Below are 18275 nucleotides of genomic sequence, written 5' to 3' on the forward strand. Positions count from 1 at the left end.
CGTCGCACGGCGACCGGGCGGGAAACACGATGGCCCTGGACGAACCCGGCACCGAACTCCCCGTTTCCGAGGCCCAGTCGGGCGTATGGCTGGCCGAGCGGTCCCGGCCCGACCTGTCCTCGCCCTATCTGTGGGGTGAGTACACCGACATCACCGGAGCGCTCGACACCGACGTCCTCGTGGCCGCCGTACGGCAGGCCGTGCGCGAGACCGAAGCGCTGCACGTCCGCTTCATCGAGGCGCCGGACGGCCGGCCGGTCCAGCGCGTGACGAGCCCGCGCTCCACCTCCTTACCCGTGCGCGACCTGCGGCAGGAGACCGACCCGCACGCGACGGCCCTGGCCTGGATGCGCGAGGAGCTGTCCCGGCCCGTCGACCTGGCCGAGGGCGAGCTGTTCGACGGCGCCGTCCTGCGGATCGGCGACCAGCGGCATCTGCTGTTCCACCGGGTGCACCACATCGCCCTCGACGGCTTCGGCATGACCCTCCTCTCGCGGCGCGTCGCCGAGCTCTACGACAGCCTCCTGTGCGGCGGCCCGATACCCGGGAACGGGTGGAGCCCGCTGCGCGCCGCCCTCGAGGAGGACCGCGCCTACCACGCCTCGCCACGGCGGGAAGCCGACCGGCGGTGGTGGCTCGGCCGGATGGAAGGGCGTCCGGAGTTCCTGAGCCTGGCCGCGCGCCCGGCCCCGGTGCCCGCGGGCTCGCTGCGGCGGACCAGCGTCCTGTCCGAAGCGGAGTTCGCGCAACTGCGGTCGGCCGCAGGGGAGATGGGGCAGCGCTGGTCGCGGCTCGTGGTCGCCGCGGCCGCCGTCTTCGCCCACGCGATGACCGGCAGCCGTGATGTCGTGCTCAGCCTGCCGGTCACCGGACGGGTCGGCGAGCAGAGCCGTCGCGTGCCCGGCATGACGGCTAACGTGCTGCCCCTGCGCCTGCCGGTCGACCCCGCGGCCACCTTCGCGGACCTGGCGGCCCGGGCCGACGAGGAGATCGCCCTGGTCCAGCGGCACCAGCGCTACCGGGGTGAGCGGCTGCGCCGCGATCTGGGCTACCCCGAGGACGGCCGCCGCTTCTTCGGGCCGGTGCTGAACATCCAGCGCTTCGCCTACGGCCTGCGATTCGGATCCGCCACCGCCACCGTGCACAACGTCCAGGCGCCGCCCTCGGAGGACCTGTCCCTGGTGGCGTACGACCGCGGCGACGGACCGCTCACCATCGACGCCGACGCCAACCCGGCCAACCACTCCCCGGAGCTGCTGCGCGAGGCAGGGGAAAGGTTCCTGCGGGTGCTGCGCCAGGCCGCCGCCCGCCCGGGCCGGACCCGGGTGGCGCGCTATGCCGTCACCTCGGCCGCCGAACGCGACCGGCTCCGGACGGCGGGCACCGGGCCGCGGCAGCGGACCACCGGCCCGGCGCGGACGGCCCTCGCGTGGTTCCAGGCCCATGTGGCCCGCGCCCCCGGGGCGTTCGCCGTGCGGTCCGCCGCGACCGGCGAGCGGCTCACCTACCGGGAACTCGACGCCCGGGCGGACACCCTCGCGGCCCTGCTGACCGCGGCGGGCATCACCGCCGAGACACCGGTGGGCCTGCTCGTCGAGCGTTCGCCCGATCTCGTGGTCGCGGTGCTGGGCGTCGTCAAGGCGGGGGCCGCGTATCTGCCGCTGCACCGCGAGGACGGACGGGCCCGCCTGACCGCGATCGCCGCCGACGCGGGGGCGCGGTTCCTGATCACCGACGCCACCACCCGGGACGACGACATCGCCCTGTGGTTCCGCGCCCGGGGGCACCGCACCTTCGTCCTCGGCGATGAGCGACCCGCCCCGGAGCCCGGCCCGGAGGGCGTGGCCTCGTATCGCCGCCCGGAGGTTGTGCCCCCGGAGCACGGTGTGGGGGCCGTGCCCCAGGATCACCGCCCGGCGGCCGTGCACCCGGAGCACCTCGCCTGCGTGATGTTCACCTCGGGCTCGACCGGCGCCCCGAAGGGCGTCGCGATCACCCATGACAACCTCGTACGGCTCGCCGCCGACCGCTGGTGGACCGAGGACGGCGCGGAGCGGGTGCTGCTGCACTCCCCGCACGCCTTCGACGCGCTCACCCTGGAACTGTGGGTGCCGCTGCTCACCGGTGGCGAGATCGTCATCGCGCCACCGGGCCGGATGGACATCGGTGTCCTGCGTGAGGTCATCGCCGCGCACCGCGTCACCGGCCTGTGGCTGACGGCGGGCCTGTTCGCGGCGGTCGCCGAGGAGGACCCCGGCTGCCTCGCCGGTGTCCGCCAGGTGTGGACCGGCGGCGATGTGGTCGCCCCCGAGGCCGTACGGCGCGTCCGCGCCACACGCCCCGCCCCCGCCGTCATCAACGGCTACGGACCCACCGAGACCACCGTCTTCGCCACCCGGCACCCGGTGGACCACCTACCGGCCGAGGCCACGTCGGTGCCGGTGGGCACCGCGCTCGACGGCACCGCGGTGCACCTCCTCGACGACGCGCTGCGCCCCGTCCCGCCCGGCGTCACCGGCGAGGTCCACCTCTCCGGGGCCAGGCTGGCGCGTGGTTACCTCGGTGCCCCGGCCCGCACCGCGGAGCGCTTCGTGGCCTGCCCGTTCGGCCCTCCCGGCGCCCGTATGTACCGCACCGGAGACCTTGCCCGCTGGAACCCGGACGGCACCCTGGAATTCGTCGGCCGTGCCGACAGCCAGGTCAAACTGCGCGGCTATCGCGTCGAACCCGGCGAGATCGACGACGCGTTGTGCCGCCACCCCGCTGTGACGCGCGCCGCCACCGTGCTCCGCGAGGACCGGCCGGGCGAGCGCAGGCTGGTGTCGTACGTCGTCACCGGGCAGGGGGAAACCACACGGTCGGGAACCACGCGGTCGGAAACCACGCGGTCGGGAACCGCACAACCCCGAACCGTGCCCCCGGACGTGGATGTGGACGTTGACGCGGGCGTGGATGCGGGCGTGGACGTCGACGCGCTGAAGCGCCACGCCGCCGACCACCTGCCCGCGTTCATGGTGCCCTCGGTGATCGTCCCGGTCGCACGGCTGCCGCTCACCCGCAACGGCAAGCTCGACCGCGCCGCCCTGCCCGCCCCGCCCACCCCACGGCCCGACCGCGCGGCCGCGGGCGGGCCCCGGACGCCCGCCGAGGAGACGCTCGCCGCGCTGTTCCGCGAGGTGCTGGGCGAGCCGGACATTCCGCCGGACAAGGGTTTCTTCGCACTGGGCGGCGACAGCATCCTGGCGATCCACCTGGTCAGCCGGGCCAGGCGGGCCGGGCTCCCGCTCACCTCCCAGGACGTCTTCCGCCACCCCACGGTCGCCGAACTGGCCGCGGCGATGACCGACCGGCCGCTGCCGCCCACCGTCCCGAGCGAGGGCGGCGCGGACCCGACGGTCGAGCCGACACCGGTGATGCACTGGCTGCGTGAACGTGGCGGCCCCATCACCGGGTTCGCGCAGTCGATGGCGCTGCGCACCCCCGCCGGGCTCGATGTGCCCAGGCTGCTCACCCTCCTCGAAGCGCTGCTCGACCGGCACGACATGCTGCGCCTCCGGCTGATGGCGCGGGACTCCTCCTGGGAGCTGCGGACCGAACCCCGTGGCCGGATCGCACTGGTCCGGCATGACGCGGCCGGTTGGGACCGGCAGGCGCTGGAGGCCGCCGTACGGGAGCACGCCGCGCGGGCCGGCGAGCGGCTGGACCCCGTGGAGGGGCGCGTCGTGCACGCGGAGTGGTTCGACGCCGGGGCCGATCGGCCCGGCACTCTCGTACTCACCGTGCATCACCTCGCCGTCGACGGGGTGTCGTGGCGGATCATGCTCGACGACCTGCGCCACGGCTGGCGTGCGCTGGCCACCGGCCGGACCCCGGCACCGCAGGCGGTCGGCACGGCGTTCGGGAGGTGGAGCCGGGCGCTGGCGGCGCATGCCCGGGGCGCGTCGGTCCTGGCCGAACTCCCGTACTGGACCCAGGTCGCCAACGCGGTGAGCCACCTGCGGGCCGAGCCGCTGCCGGACCCGGCGCGGGACACCGAGGCCACGCGACGCCACCACACCCGCACCCTTCCGGCCGCGCCGACCGCGGCCCTGGCGGAGCGCGCCACCGCCGCGTTCGGCGCCTCGCTGAACGAACTGCTGCTGACCGCGTTCGTCCGGGCCGTCGCCGACTGGCGGGGCACGGGTGAGACGGCCGTCGGCCTGGACCTGGAAGGCCACGGCCGGGAGGAGTTCGCCGCCGGTCTCGAACTGTCCCGTACGGTCGGCTGGTTCACCACCATTCACCCGTTGCTGCTCGACGCGGGGGACCGGGACACGCCCTGGGACGTTGCCGTGGCCCGGGTCCGCGCGGCACTGCGCGACGTACCGGCCCATGGCCTCGGCTACGGCCTGCTGCGCCATCTCAACCCGGAAACCGCCACCCGGCTGGCCGCACCGGCACCACCCCCGATCGCCTACAACTACCTCGGCCGGTTCGAGGCGGACGGCGAGCGGGACTGGAGCCCGGACGGGAGCGTCCTCGCGTCCAGCGCGTCGCCGGAGCTGCCGCTGGCGCACGCCGTCGAACTCGACTCCGTCATCGTCGACCACCCCGAAGGCCCGCGGCTCACCGCCATGTGGTCCTGGGCCGGTCGCCTGCTGGACGACGCGCGCATGGCCGACCTGGCGGGGAGCTGGTTCGATCACCTCGCGGCGCTGGCCGCCGCCGCGGACGAGCGACCCGCCGCACCCACTCCGGCCGGGCCGATCGGGGTGGGCGAGCGACCCGTGGCATCCGCGGCAGACCGTGCGGGCGAGGCGTTGCCGCTGGCGCCGCTCGCCCAAGGGCTGCTGTTCCACTCCCTCTACGACCGCGACGAGAGGGACGCGTACGATCGCGACGAGGGGGGCGAAAGCGGCGGCGCGGACCCCTATCTCGTCCAGTTCGTCTTCGAGTTGACCGGCGAACTCGACGCCACGGCGCTGCGTGAGGCCCTGCGTGGGCTGCTGCACCGGCATCCGAACCTGGCGGCCGGGTTCCGGCCGGACGCCGTCGGCAGGCCCGTGCAGGTGGTGCCGGACCGGATCGACGTTCCGTGGCGGGAGGAGCGGGTGGCCTCTCCCGCGGAGGAGGCCGCCTACCTCGAGCGGGACCGGCGTCTGCGGTTCGATCTCGCCGACCCGCCCGCGCTGCGCGCCACTCTCCTGCGGGCCGCCGAGCGGCGGCACGTCTTCGTGCTGACGGCCCATCACATCCTGCTGGACGGCTGGTCCTGGCCGATAGCGGTCCGGGAGCTCTTCACCCTCTACGCGGGCGGAACACTCCCGGCCGCCACGCCGTACCGCGCCTACCTGGACTGGCTCGCCACGCGCGACGCCGAGGCCGACGAGGCCGCCTGGCGCGGCGTTCTGTCCGGGCTGGACGGCCCCACCCTGGTCGGCGGGGAGCGGGGCCGGGGCGGCGCCGGCCACGCCCGGGCCGAGGCCGAGCTGGACACCGCGGTGACGGACGAGCTGCGGCGGGCGGCCCGGGCGCACGGGCTGACCGTCAACACGCTCGTACGCCTCGGCTGGGCCATGCTGCTGGGTGCCCACACCGGCCGTGACGACGTCGTCTTCGGTGCCACGGTCTCCGGCCGCCCGCCCGAGCTGCCCGGTGTGGAGAACATCGTCGGCCTGCTGATCAACACCATCCCGGTCCGGGTCCGCCTCGATCCTTCCCGAACCGTCGAGGAGACGCTGCGCGCGCTGCGGGATCAGCAGCTCGCCGTCCTCGAGCACCAGCACGCCGATCTCACCCGGCTCCAGCGGCTGGCCGGACCCGGCGCACTCTTCGACAGCCTTATCGTGTTCGAGAACTACCCCCTGGACGCCGATGTCCTGCGGGATGTCGCGCCCGGCATCGAGATCACCTGGCTGCGGGTGCTGGACGGTACGCACTACCCGCTGTCGCTCATCGTCCTGCCCGGCGACGGAACGCGGCTGGGCCTGCGGCTCGACCACCACACCGGAGTCCTCGACGCGGACGCCGCCCGGCGCCTGCTCGACCGGCTGGGTGCGCTGCTCCGCCGTATCGCCGCCGCGCCCGGCGCCCGGCTCGCCGACATCGGCCTGCTGCTGCCGGACGAGCGGTCATGCCGGGCCCCGGCCACCGAGCGGGCCCCGGCCACCGAGCGGGCCCCGGCCACCGGGCGGGCCCCGGCCACCGGGCGGGCAGCGGGCCCGACCCTGCCCGGGCTGTTCGAGGCGCGGGCCGCGATACGTCCCGACGCCCCCGCGCTGACCGACGGCGACCGCACCCTCACCTACCGGCAGGTGAACGAACGGGCCAACCGCCTCGCGCGGGTGCTGGTGGCCCGTGGCGCGGGCCCGGACCGGCTCGTCGCCCTCGCCCTGCCACGCGGCGCCGATCTGGTGACCGCCGTCCTCGCCGTGCTCAAGTCCGGCGCGGGCTATCTGCCGCTGGACCCGGCCACCCCGCCCGAGCGCGTGCGACACGTACTGGGCGAAGCCCGCCCGCCCCTGGCCGTGACGACGGCCGAATCCGCCGCCGTACTGCCGCCCGGCCAGGACCGGTTGCTGCTGGACGATCCGGAGACGGCCGCCGCCCTCGCCACGGGCCCGGCCGGGGACCCCGGCCGGTGCACCGACCCGCACACCACCGCCTATGTCATCCACACCTCCGGCTCGACCGGCACGCCCAAGGGCGTCGTGGTCACGCACGACAACGTCGTACGGCTGCTGGAAACCACCGATGAGCGATTCGGCTTCGGGCCGGACGATGTGCACGCCCTGTTCCACTCGTACGCCTTCGATGTGTCCGTATGGGAGCTGTGGGCGGCCCTCGGCCGTGGCGGGCGGCTCGTCATCGTGCCGCACACGGTCAGCCGTTCGCCGCGCGAAATGTGGCGGCTGCTCGCCCGCGAACGGGTCACCGCCCTGTGCCAGACACCGTCGGCCTTCTACCAACTCGCCCAGGCGGCAGCCGACATGGCGCGGGAGGCCGACGGCCCGCCCCGGCATGCGCTGCGCGTCGTGGTCTTCGCCGGAGAGGCACTGGACCCACGCCGGATCCGCCACTGGTATCCCGATGGCCCAGCCGAGCACGGCCGCCCCCGGCTGGTGAACATGTACGGCATCACCGAGACCACCGTGCACTCCACATACGCCGAACTGACCGACCCGGCCGACACCCGCAGCGCCATCGGCGAGCCGCTCGCCGACCTGCGACTGCACCTGCTCGACCATGCGCTACGGCCCGTGCCGCCCGGCTGCCCCGGCGAGATCTACCTCTCCGGCCCCGGTGTGACCCGCGGCTACCTGGGACGGCCGGCGCTGACCGCGACGCGTTTCGTGGCCGACCCCTTCGGCCCGCCCGGCGCCCGGATGTACCGCTCGGGAGACCTGGCGCGCCGGTGGCGGGACGGCACCCTGGAGTACCTGGGCCGCACCGACCAGCAGGTGAAGGTGCGCGGTTTCCGGATCGAACCGGGCGAGATCGAGGCCGTCCTGGAGCGCCACCCCGACGTCGTCCAGGCCGCGGTCATCGCCCAGAACGCCCAGAACGCCCAGGACGCCCAGAACGCTCAGGACGACGGCGGGGGCAACGGCGCGGGTGGCGTACGGCTCGTGGCCTACGCCGTCCCCGCGACGGCGGACACCCGCCTCGACCCCGCCGCCCTGCGCCGCCACGCCGCCGGCCACCTGCCCGGATATATGGTGCCCGGCTTCGTGGTGCCGATCGCCCGGCTGCCGCTGACCCGCAACGGCAAGCTCGACCGGCGCGCCCTGCCCGCACCCACCGAGGGGCTGCGGACCGGGGCCGGACGCGCGCCCGCCACCGAGCTGGAGCGGTTCCTGTGCCGCGCCTTCGCCGAAACGCTCGGCCTGCCCGAAATCGGCGTGGACGACGGCTTCTTCGACCTCGGCGGCCACTCGCTGCTCGCCACCCAGCTCATCAACAAGATCCGCGCGGGCCTCGGCATCGACCTCGCCATCCGCACGCTGTTCGACGCGCCCACCGTGGCAGCGCTCGCCCCGCGCGTCATCGCGCAGCGCGAGCCCCGCCGGGCGTCGGCCGGACGTCCGGCGGTGCGCCCGCCGCTGCGCCCCGGGCTGCGGCCGGACCGTGTCCCGCTCTCGTTCGCCCAGCGCCGCCTGTGGTTCCTCTACCACTTCGAGGAGGCCGGTCCGACCTACCACATGCCCTTCGCCTTCACGCTCGACGGCCCGCTGGACACCGGTGCGCTGCGCGCCGCGCTCATGGACGTCCTGACGCGCCACGAGATCCTGCGCACCGTGGTGGAGGTCCACGACGGCGAGCCCTGGCAGTGCCCCACCACCCCCGTCGAGCCGCCCTTCGCGACCGTGTCGTTGGACGAGGCGGACGGGTACGGCGCCGATGCGGCGCGCCTCGTCGAGCGGCTCACCGCCGACGCCGCCCGCCCCTTCGACCTGGCCGCGGAACCGCCCCTGCGGGCAACGCTGTACGTGCTGGGCCCCGACCGGCACGCCCTGCTCCTGCTGCCCCACCACATCGCCGCCGACGGCTGGTCGCTGACCCTGCTCACCCGCGACCTGTCGGCCGCCTACCGGGCCAGGGCCACCGGCACCGCCCCCCGGTGGGAGCCGCTGCCCGCGCAGTACACGGACTTCGCCCTCTGGCAGCGGGAGTTGCCCACCGACGCCGCCGCCGCGTACTGGACGCGTGCGCTGAGCGGCATCCCACAGGTGCTTCCCCTGCCCACCGACCACCCGCGCCCGCCGACCACCTCGCACCGCGGCGGCACTGTCGAGTTGACCCTGGACGCCCAACTGCACCGTGGGCTCACCGCCCTCGCCCGCGAACACGAGGCGAGCATGTTCATGGTGCTGCACGCCGCGCTCGCCGCCCTGCTGTCCGGGCTCGGCGCGGGCGAGGACATCCCGATCGGCACGGCGGTCGGGGGCCGCCACGACGCGGCGCTGCACGACACCATCGGCTGCTTCGTCAACACGCTGGTGCTGCGCACCGACCTGTCGGGGACCCCCTCCTTCGCCACGTTGCTGCGCCGGGTGCGCGCGGCCGATCTGGACGCCTTCGATCACCAGGAGCTGCCGTTCGAGCAACTGGTCAAGCTCCTCAATCCGCCGCGGTCCACCGCACACCACCCCGTCTTCCAGGTGATGCTGGCCTTCCAGGACACCGGGAGCGCCGACCTCGACCTGCCGGGGATCACCGCGCGGCAGATACCGGTGCACGGCGACCGGGCCCGCCTGGACCTGCTGTGGAGCCTGCGGCAGGAGTACGACGGGACCGGCGCGCCCGCGGGCGTGACCGGGGTGCTGGAGTACAACGCCGACCTGTTCACCCGGGGAACGGCGGACGCGCTGAACCAGCGGCTGGCCCGACTGCTCCGCGCCGCCGTGGCCGACCCCGGCCGGGCCGTCGCGGACCTGCCCCTGCTCACGGAGGACGAGGAGCGACGGACCGTCACCGCGTGGAACGACACGGCCTGGAACGACACCGCCTGGAACGACATCACCGGGAACGACACCGTGCACGAGGCGGCCGGGGCGGCGGGCATGGTCGAGCTGTTCGCGGCACAGGCCCGCCGTACCCCGAACGCGCCCGCCGTGATCGGGGCCACGGAGACCCTGGACTTCCGGCAGCTCTCCGAACGGGTCGCGGACCTCGCCCGGACGCTTCAGGACCGTGGCGCGGGCCCCGGCCGGTTGGTCGCCGTCGGGCTGCCGCGCGGCACCGGCCTGATCACCGCGTGCCTGGCCGTGCTGGCCTCCGGCGCCGCCTATCTGCCCTTCGACCCCGACCTGCCGCCCGAACGGATCGACGCCCTGCTCGCCGACGCCCGCCCCGCCCTCGTGCTGCGCGCGCCGGACATGGGGGCCGCGGGCACCGGCGTCGCGGCCACCGGCACCGGCTCCGCGGACGCCGAGGCCCCGGCCACCGGCGGTGCGGGCATGGGCGCCGTGGACGTCGGCCCCCCGGACACCGAGGCCGCGGGCACCGCCCCCGCGGCCGACGGCGCCGCGGCCACCACCGGCGCCCCGGCGACCACCCGCAACCCGAAACCCACCGGCGACCCGGCCACCACCGGCGACCCGGCCACGACTCGTAACCTGGCCACCACCGGCGACCCGAAGCCCACCCGCGACCCGGCCACCACCCGCGACCCGGGCACCACCGGCGACCGAAAGGCCACCCGCGACGCGGCAACCACCGGCGACCGAAAGCCCACTCGCGACCCGAAACCCACCGGCGAGCCCTGGGTCCTCACCGCCGGGCCGGTCACGCCATCCGGCCCTGCCCGGCTGCCCGCCGACGCCGCCTACGCGATCCACACCTCCGGCTCCACCGGCCACCCCAAAGCCGTCGTCGTCCCGCGCCCGGCGCTGATCAACCTGCTGGCCACGATGCGCGAACGACTCGGTGTCCGCACCGACGACCGCGTTCTGGCGGCCGCTCCGGCCGGCTTCGACATGTCGGTGCCCGAGCTGTTCCTCGGCCCTGTCACCGGGGCCGCCACGGTGGTCGCCGACGCCGCGACGCTCCGCGACCCGGACGCCCTGCTCGCCCTTCTGGCCCGGCACCGCGTCACGGTCATGCAGGCCACTCCCTCGCGCTGGCAGACGCTGGCGGCCCGGCGGCCCGCCGCGCTGCACGGCATGCGTGCGGTGATCGGCGGCGAGCCCGTCCCCGGCCCGCTCGCCGAGACCCTCACCGGCCTCGGCTGCCGTCTGCTCGCCTGCTACGGCCCCACCGAGACCACCGTCTGGTCCGCCTGCCACCCCGTCACCGGCCCCCAGGAGCCCGGTGTCCCCTTGGGCCGCCCCGTCGCCAACACTCGCGCGTACGTTCTCAACCACCGGCTGCGGCCCGTGCCGCCCGGTGCCATCGGTGAGCTGTACCTGGCCGGGGCGGGCGTCGCCCACGGCTATCTGCACCGTCCTTCGCTCACCGCGGGGTGCTTCGTCGCCGACCCCTTCGGCCCGCCCGGCACCCGTATGTACCGCACCGGCGACCTGGCCTCCTGGCGGGCCGACGGCACCTTGCGCTTCCACGGCCGCGACGACGACCAGATCAAACTGCGCGGGCACCGCATCGAACTCGGCGAGATCGAGGCCGCGTTGACCGCGCACCCCCATGTGCGGGCCGCCGCCGCGGCGGTGCGCGACCTGGGCCCCGACGACCGGCGGCTGGTCGGCTACATCGTGCCCCAATCCGCCGGAACGGGCGGCCTCGCCGATGCCGGCCGCGCCGGGGCCGATCCCGCCGGGGCCGACCTCGCCGGAGCCGACCTCGACCTCGACTCCGTACGCCACCACCTGGCCGCGCGGCTGCCCGGCTACATGCTGCCCGCCCGGCTCCACCCCCTCGACCGCCTTCCGCTCACCCGGAACGGCAAGGTGGACCGGCGCGCGCTGCCCGAGCCCGAATGGGGCCGCGGCACCGGTGGCCGGGCGCCGGGCACGCTGCGGGAGGAGGCACTGTGCCGGCTGTTCGCCGAGGTGCTCGGCCTGCCCCGGATCGGGGCCACGGACAGCTTCTTCGAACTGGGCGGGCACTCGCTGAGTGCCACCCGGCTCACCTCCCGGATCCACGAGGTGCTCGGCCTGCGGCCCACCATCCGCGACCTGTTCGAAGCGACCACCCCGGCCGCCCTCGCCGCACGTCTCGACGACGGCACGCCCGCGGCCCACGGCCACCTCATCGCGTACCGCACCGGCGGCGAAGCGGCGCCGGTGTTCTGTGTGCACCCCCTGAGCGGCCTCGGCTGGCTGTACGCCGGGCTGCTGCACCACGTCGACCGCGCGCATCCGCTTCACGCCTTCCGGGGCGAGGGCCCCGGCGGCATCGGCCAACTGCCCTCCAGCATCGAGGAGATGGCCGAGGTCTACGTCGACGAACTGCGGTCGGTGCGCCCGCACGGCCCGTACCACCTGATCGGCTGGTCCTTCGGCGGTCTCGTCGCCCACGCGATGGCGGTACGGCTGCGGAAGCTGGGCGTCGAGCCAGGGCTGGTCTGCGTCGTCGACACCCTGCCGCCGCACCCCGGCGGAGCACCCGGCGAAGCACCCGGCGGCGGGCCCGGGGAACGCATCGACGAGGAGCGGATCCACCGCATCCTGCTGACCGCGGCCGGATACGACGAGCGGCGATTCCCGCCCGGAGCAGCGGACTTCGCCACGGTCACCGCCGCGCTCCGGGCCGAGGGCAGTGTGCTCGCCACTCTCACCGAGGAGGACATCGCCCGCGTCGTCGCCGTCTCCAAGAACAACGCCCGGCTCCTGCGGGGCTACCGGCCACCGGTGCTGGACGGCGATGCCGTCCACGTGGCGGGTGCCGGAAACCGCCCGTCGCTGCGAGCGGCGTGGCGTCCGCTGGTCACCGGCACGCTCACCGTCCACGAGGTCGACCACGACCACGAACGGATCATGCAGCCCCAGCACATCGGCGACTTCGGCCGGATCCTCGCCGACGAACTGCACCGAATGGAAGGGGCACGCCGAGTGGAAGGGCCACGCCGAGTCGAGGGGCCCCGACCCGTCGAGGAGCCGCGCCCGGCCGAGAGGGCGCGGCGATACGAGCGCACCGCCCGAGGGACGGAGAACCCATGACATCCGTGGCGCACCGAGCCCCGCTGGACACGACGGAACTGGCACGGCGTTTCCGGGCGCCGCTGCGCGGCCTGGAGGAGCTGCCGGCCGGCGCCCGCGTCGTCATCCGGCTCCCGCATGGCGAGCCGCTGGCCGGGGCCCTCCTCACCTGCTTCGACCTGGGGCTCGTGGCCGTACCGCGCCACCCGCGCAGCTCCGATGCGGAACTGGCCGACACCGTACGGCGCGTGGACGCCTCGGCCGTCATCGACGCACCCCGCGACCGAGCACAGCCGCTCCGCTCGCGGACCCTCCCCGGCGCCCCGGCCGATCCCGGGGGAGCGGGCCTGGCGTTCATCATGTTCACCTCCGGGTCCACCGGCACCCCCAAGGGCGTGATGCTCAGCCGCCGCGCCGTCCTCGGCAACGCCACCAAGACGGCGCGGCTGCACCGCTTCGCGCCAGGCCGTCCGCACGGCACCTGCCTGCCGCTGTACCACTGCAACGCGCTCGTCATGTCGCTCATCGGCACACACATCACGCACACCCCACTGGTCCTGCACACCGCCTTCGACCCGGAGGGCTATCTGCGCGAGCTGGCGGCGGGCGGCGCCCGCACCGCCTCGATCGTTCCCGCCCTGCTCACCGAGCTGGTGGAGGCGGGCCCCGCCTGGCCGGACGGCCTGGACTACCTGATCACCGCGGCCGCCCCGCTCACCGGCGACCTCGCCCGGCGATTCCACCGGCGCTACGGGCCACGGCTCCGCCAGGGATACGGGCTCACCGAAGCGGTCAACTTCAGCTTCACCATGCCCGTGTCGACCGAGGAGGACTTCCCGGCGCAGTACCTCGACCGCTTCCCGCCGGTCGGACTCCCGCTGCCCGGCACGGAGGTACGGCTCGCCTGCGGCGAGGTGTGGATCAGAACACCGGACATGATGGACGGCTACTGGCGTGACCCGGGCGGCACCGCACAGACACTCACCCCCGACGGCTGGTTGCGCACCGGCGACCTCGGAGAGTTCCGCGACGGGCTGCTCGTGCTCAGGGGGCGCGCCAAGGAACGCATCGACCGTGGTGGCGAGAAGCACTATCCGCTGGACGTGGAGCGGATGTGGCACGACGCGGGGCTGCGCGGCCGGTTCGCCGCCGTCCCGGTGGCCGAGACCACTCTCGGCCATGAGGTCGGCCTCGTCACCGACGAGCTGCCCGGCACCACCCTCGACGCGGTGCGGACCGTCTGCGAGCAGGCCGCCGTACGCCCCGCCGCGGTCCGCTGGGGCGGCTTCCTGGCCACCGCCACCGGCAAGCCGCAGCGCACCGCGATGGGCGGCACCCTGGCCGTACGGCGGGTCTCCGCCGCCCGCTACGAACGACTGCTGCGCTACGCCGCCGCCACCGCCCGGACCCTGCTCGCCACCGGCCCGAAGGAGGACACGTCCTCGCGGGACCTGGACCGTGACCCGCACCGCGCACTGCGCGCGATCGCGCCGTACGCCTCCGACGAACCGGCCCCCACCGGAGACGAGCCGGCCTTCGCCGCGTTCGACTTCCTGCGCGCACATGTGCGCGAGAACGGGATCGACACGCCCCTGCCGGAGGTGGAGAAGGCGCGGTGGCGTGCGTATCTGCGGTCCCGGTGGCCGCTCTCGGAATACACCGAACTGGCCGCCCGGATAGCGGAGTCGGCGGACGAATCCGTCACCGAGGGCGGCGTATCCGCCGCGCCCGGGCCGGTGGAGTTCGGCGCATGGTGGGAGTCCGGGGACGGCACCCTGCGACTGCTGCCGCATGCCCCCGCAACGGTCGACGGCATGCCATGGGCGGTCGACTACCTGTGGCGCTGTCTCGCTGACGACCACGGGACGGCCCGTGCCGACCGCTGGACGTGGGTTCGGCGGCCGCGTCCCGGCCGCCCGGCCACCGTGGGCTTTTCCGTTCTGCGCGCCGGCCGCCATGACCTGGGCGGCGTCGTTTGGGATTCACAACCGAGGGAGTGACATGCCGGAACAGGACACCGAGCCCGCGCTGAAGATCGCGACCTGGGCCACCAGGACCGTGCGCCACCAGCACACCGGACTGCATGTGGAGCATGCTCCGCTGCCCGTGCCGGTCCACGGCACGGCGTCGGCCAGCGGGCGCGAGCTGGTGACCAACGGGGACATCGGCGCCGACCTGATCCGGCTGCCCGCGGGCGCCGGGTTCGTCCCGCACACCCACCCCGGCCACCACGTCCTGACCGTGGTGGCCGGTATCGGGACCATCACCTACGACGGCCGCATCCACGAAACCCACGCCGGACAGACCTTCCTGATCGAAGGCGACATCCCGCACGCCGTCGGTGCGATCACCGACCATCTGATCCTCGCCGTCGGCTCGCCGCACAAGCGGATCGGCGCGGACGACCGGATGACCCCGGTGGCGTACGAGGAAGTGGTCGCCGACGACGGCGAACTGACCTGCCTGATCTGCCGCCGTACGGCCGGTCCGCCCCGCTACCTGCACACCACGGGCTGCCCCCACTGTCCCTGCCGGACATGTGCGGGCATGCCCGGTCAGGACCGCTAGAGCGCTGCCCGTGCGGGCGACCCCTCAGCGCGAAGGTTGCCCCGCCCGATCGGCCGCCCGTCGCGGCTGATCGGCCGGGGCGGCCGTGCGCTGCCCGGGGCCCCAGGTCTCGCGGGTGGACAGCACACCGGCGAGTCCCACCAGCGCGATGCACACATACAGCCCGGCCGGGCCCGCCCAGCCGAAGGACTCCGCGAGCAGGACGGCGAGGAACGGCGCGAAACCGGCCACCGACGCCGCCGTCTGGTAGCCCAGTGAGGCCCCGGAGGTGCGGGTGGCGGTGTTGAACAACTCGGCGAACCAGGCCGCCTGAGTGCCCGTCAGTGCCGCGTGGATCACCCCGATGCCGATCAGGAAGATCAGCACGATGAGCACCGGGGCCCCGGAGTTGGCCATCAGGAACATCGGGAAGCCGAAGAGTGCGGCCAGCACACAGGCCACCAGGTAGACCGTGCGGCGGCCCACGCGGTCCGTGAGCGCCCCGGAGAGCACGGTGGTGGCGGTGGCGAGCAGACTGGCGGTGACCACACCGGCGAGTGCCACGCCACGGTCGCCGGAATCGCGGTCGGTGATGTAGGACAGGAGGTAGGTGGCGGTCAGGTAGTAGGCACAGGACTCCACGACGCGCAGGGCGATGATGCGCAGGATGTTGCGCCAGTCCTCGCGCACCACGCTGAGCAGCGGGTTGCGGACGGTGGCGCCCTTCGCCCGGGCGGCCTCGAACTCCGGGGACTCGGTGAGCTTCATCCGGATGACCACTCCGGCCACGATCAGCAGGGCGCTGGCCAGGAAGGGCAGCCGCCAGGCCCAGTCGGAGTCGAGGGTGGAGGAGAGCAGAAAGGCGATGTTGGCCAGCGCGATCCCCAGCGGGTTGCCGGCCTGCGGTATCGCCGAGTACAGGCCGCGGCGGGTGCGCGGCGCGTGTTCGTACGTCATCATCACGGCGCTGCCCCACTCGGCGCCGAACGCCAGCCCCTGAATACAGCGGATGACCACCAGCAGCACGGGCGCGAACACCCCGACCTGGTCATAGGTGGGCAGCATGCCGATCAGGACGGTGGCGATGCCCATCGTCAGCAGGGCCGCGACCAGGACCGGTTTACGGCCGTGGCGGTCGCCGAGGTAGCCGCCGATGGCCCCGCCGATCGGTCGCATCAGAAAGCCGACGCCGAGGGTGACGAAGGCCAGCAGAGTGCCGACCACCGGGGCCGAGTTGGGGAAGAACGCGTCGCCGAAGTACAGGGCGGACGCGGTGCCGTAGGCGACGAAGTCGTAGTTCTCGACGCAGGTGCCGACGGCGGACGCGAGGGCCGTGCGGACGCGTCCACGCGTGGGCGGCGGGGTCGGGGACGAAGCAGGAGCGCTCATACCGGTCTCCTTCGTTCGGAGGTGTGCCAGAGACGTCAGATGTGGTCGGCGAGTTCGCGGGCCGAACGCAGTTCCAGATCGCGGAGCTTGGCCACGCGGCGCACCGTGTCGGCGTCGTCGTCGAACGTCGCGGTCAGGAACGCCGCCAGGACCTCCGTGGCCATGGCCGGTCCGATCAGCCACGCACCCATGGCGAGCGCGTTGGCGTCGTCGTGCTCGACGGCCTGGTGAGCGGAGTACACGTCATGTCCGAGACCGCATCGAATGCCCGCGATCTTGTTGGCGGCCATCAGCGCACCGGCGCCCGTCCCGCACACCAGCACGGCGCGGTCGGCCTCGCCGCGGCGTACGGCGTCGCAGGTGGCGAAGGTGATGTCGGGGAAGTCGACGGGGGTTTCGGTGTCCGGGCCGAAGTCGGCCACCTCATGTCCCAGACGTCGCAGCACCTGGCGGACGTGTTCCTTGAGCGCCAGCCCCGCGTGGTCGTTGCCGAGTGCGATACGCATGGTCAGCCTTTCGTCGTGCCCCGGGCAGGTGAGGGTGGTCCGCGAAGGCCGCGCCGAGGCGGCGGGGCCGCACGATGGGCGGCTCCGCGGAGCGGGTGTTCGGCTGTGGGTGTTCGGGCTGTGAGTGTTCGGGCTGTGGGTGTGTGGGTGGGTCGGGGCCGTCAGACGGAGGGATGGACGGCGGAGTGATGAACGGCTGCGGTGTGCGTCGGCCGCGCCGACGATGACCGGCGGGGGATCAGCCGCATCGGCAGGACGACGGACTCTGCCGTGCCGCCGTCGATGACGTCGAGCAGAAGCCGCATCGCGGTCGCCCCTAAGGCGCGGGCGTCGTGGGCCACCACGGTGAGCGGGGGATCGAGTTCGCCGAACCACTCGATGTCGTCGAAGGCGACCAGGGCCAGATCCTCGCCGATCCGCAAGCCCCGTCGGCGCACCTCGGTCACGGCGCCGACCGCCATCAGGCTGTCGGCGGCGAGCAGCGCGGTCGGCGGCCGGTGGTTGGCGAGGAGTTTCGCGGCAGCCGTGCCACCGCTCGCCCGGCGGAAGTCGCCCGCCGCGATCAGCGCGGGGTCGTCGTCCAGATGGTGGCGGGCGATCGACTCCAGGAACGCGCTCAGCCGCGCCCGCCCGGTGGACACGGACGGCGGTCCGCCGATGTATCCGATACGGGTGTGGCCCTGTTCGGCGAGATGGGCGACGGCGAGTTCGACCCCCTGTGCGTTGTCGGCGGTCACGCTGGGCACATCGAACCCGTCGACGGTGCGGTCCACGAAGACCAGCGGCACCCGCGCCTGTTCCAGAGCGCGCAGATCGCCGCGGCCCTCTCCTTGGGGAGCGATGATGATGCCGTCCACCCGCTGGGTGAGGAACACATCGAGGTAGGTGTCCTGCTGTGCGGTGTCCTCGTTGGCGTTGGCCAGCAGGGTGACGTACGAGGAGGCGAGCGCGGTCTGTTCGGCGCCGTGGGCGATGTCCGCGAAGAACGGGTTGCGTACGTCGGAGACAAGGAGCCCGACCGCGTGGCTGCGCGCCGAACGCAGCGCCTGCGCCCGGGCGTTCACCCGATAGCCCAGCTCGGTGGCGGCCGCCCGCACCCGTTCGCGGGCCGCGGGGGAGGTGGCCGAGTGGCCGGAGAGCACCCGCGACGCGGTCCCCACGGAGACACCGGCGCGCGCTGCGACGTCCTTGAGGGTGACGGTGGCGTCCACATGCGGCCTTTCACTGGGTCGGGCTCGTGCGGGTGCGGCGAAGTCGC

The 18275-nt window shown here is 74.1% G+C and carries 6 protein-coding genes; 3 read left to right on the plus strand and 3 right to left on the minus strand.

Features of this window, described 5'->3' with window-relative positions:
* The first annotated feature begins 29 nt into the window (after positions 1-29).
* From ACK1X7_RS40680 to ACK1X7_RS40690, 3 genes are read left to right on the plus strand one after another with little or no spacing between them, the layout of a single operon-like run.
* A complete protein-coding gene (locus tag ACK1X7_RS40680) occupies positions 30-12596 on the plus strand; it encodes an amino acid adenylation domain-containing protein (RefSeq protein WP_413116447.1) in 12567 nt (4188 codons plus the stop codon).
* Positions 12593-14575, plus strand: coding sequence for a class I adenylate-forming enzyme family protein (locus tag ACK1X7_RS40685; RefSeq protein ID WP_413116448.1), 1983 nt, complete (start codon positions 12593-12595; stop codon positions 14573-14575). The genes ACK1X7_RS40680 and ACK1X7_RS40685 overlap by 4 nt, the downstream gene beginning before the upstream one ends.
* Before the next feature lies 1 nt (position 14576).
* Positions 14577-15143: a cupin domain-containing protein gene (locus ACK1X7_RS40690; RefSeq protein ID WP_208520379.1), complete on the plus strand. Its 567-nt coding sequence runs from the start codon at positions 14577-14579 to the stop codon at positions 15141-15143.
* 24 nt (positions 15144-15167) lie between these two features.
* Here ACK1X7_RS40690 and ACK1X7_RS40695 read toward each other — a convergent pair whose 3' ends face one another.
* From ACK1X7_RS40695 to ACK1X7_RS40705, 3 genes are all read right to left on the minus strand, one after another.
* Positions 15168-16511: an MFS transporter gene (locus ACK1X7_RS40695; RefSeq protein WP_413116449.1), complete on the minus strand. Its 1344-nt coding sequence runs from the start codon at positions 16509-16511 to the stop codon at positions 15168-15170.
* Between the two features lie 35 nt (positions 16512-16546).
* Positions 16547-17017 carry an RpiB/LacA/LacB family sugar-phosphate isomerase gene (locus ACK1X7_RS40700; protein WP_385154765.1) on the minus strand — a complete coding sequence of 157 codons (471 nt, stop codon included), beginning with the start codon at positions 17015-17017 and terminating at the stop codon, positions 16547-16549.
* A 161-nt stretch (positions 17018-17178) separates the two neighbouring features.
* The gene (locus tag ACK1X7_RS40705) at positions 17179-18228 is read right to left on the minus strand and encodes a LacI family DNA-binding transcriptional regulator (protein ID WP_390793406.1); all 1050 of its coding nucleotides are present in this window, start codon (positions 18226-18228) and stop codon (positions 17179-17181) included.
* Between the last annotated feature and the right edge of the window lie 47 nt (positions 18229-18275).

Source organism: Streptomyces sp. CY-1, assembly GCF_047218265.1.
GTDB classification, from domain to species: Bacteria; Actinomycetota; Actinomycetes; order Streptomycetales; family Streptomycetaceae; genus Streptomyces; species Streptomyces niphimycinicus.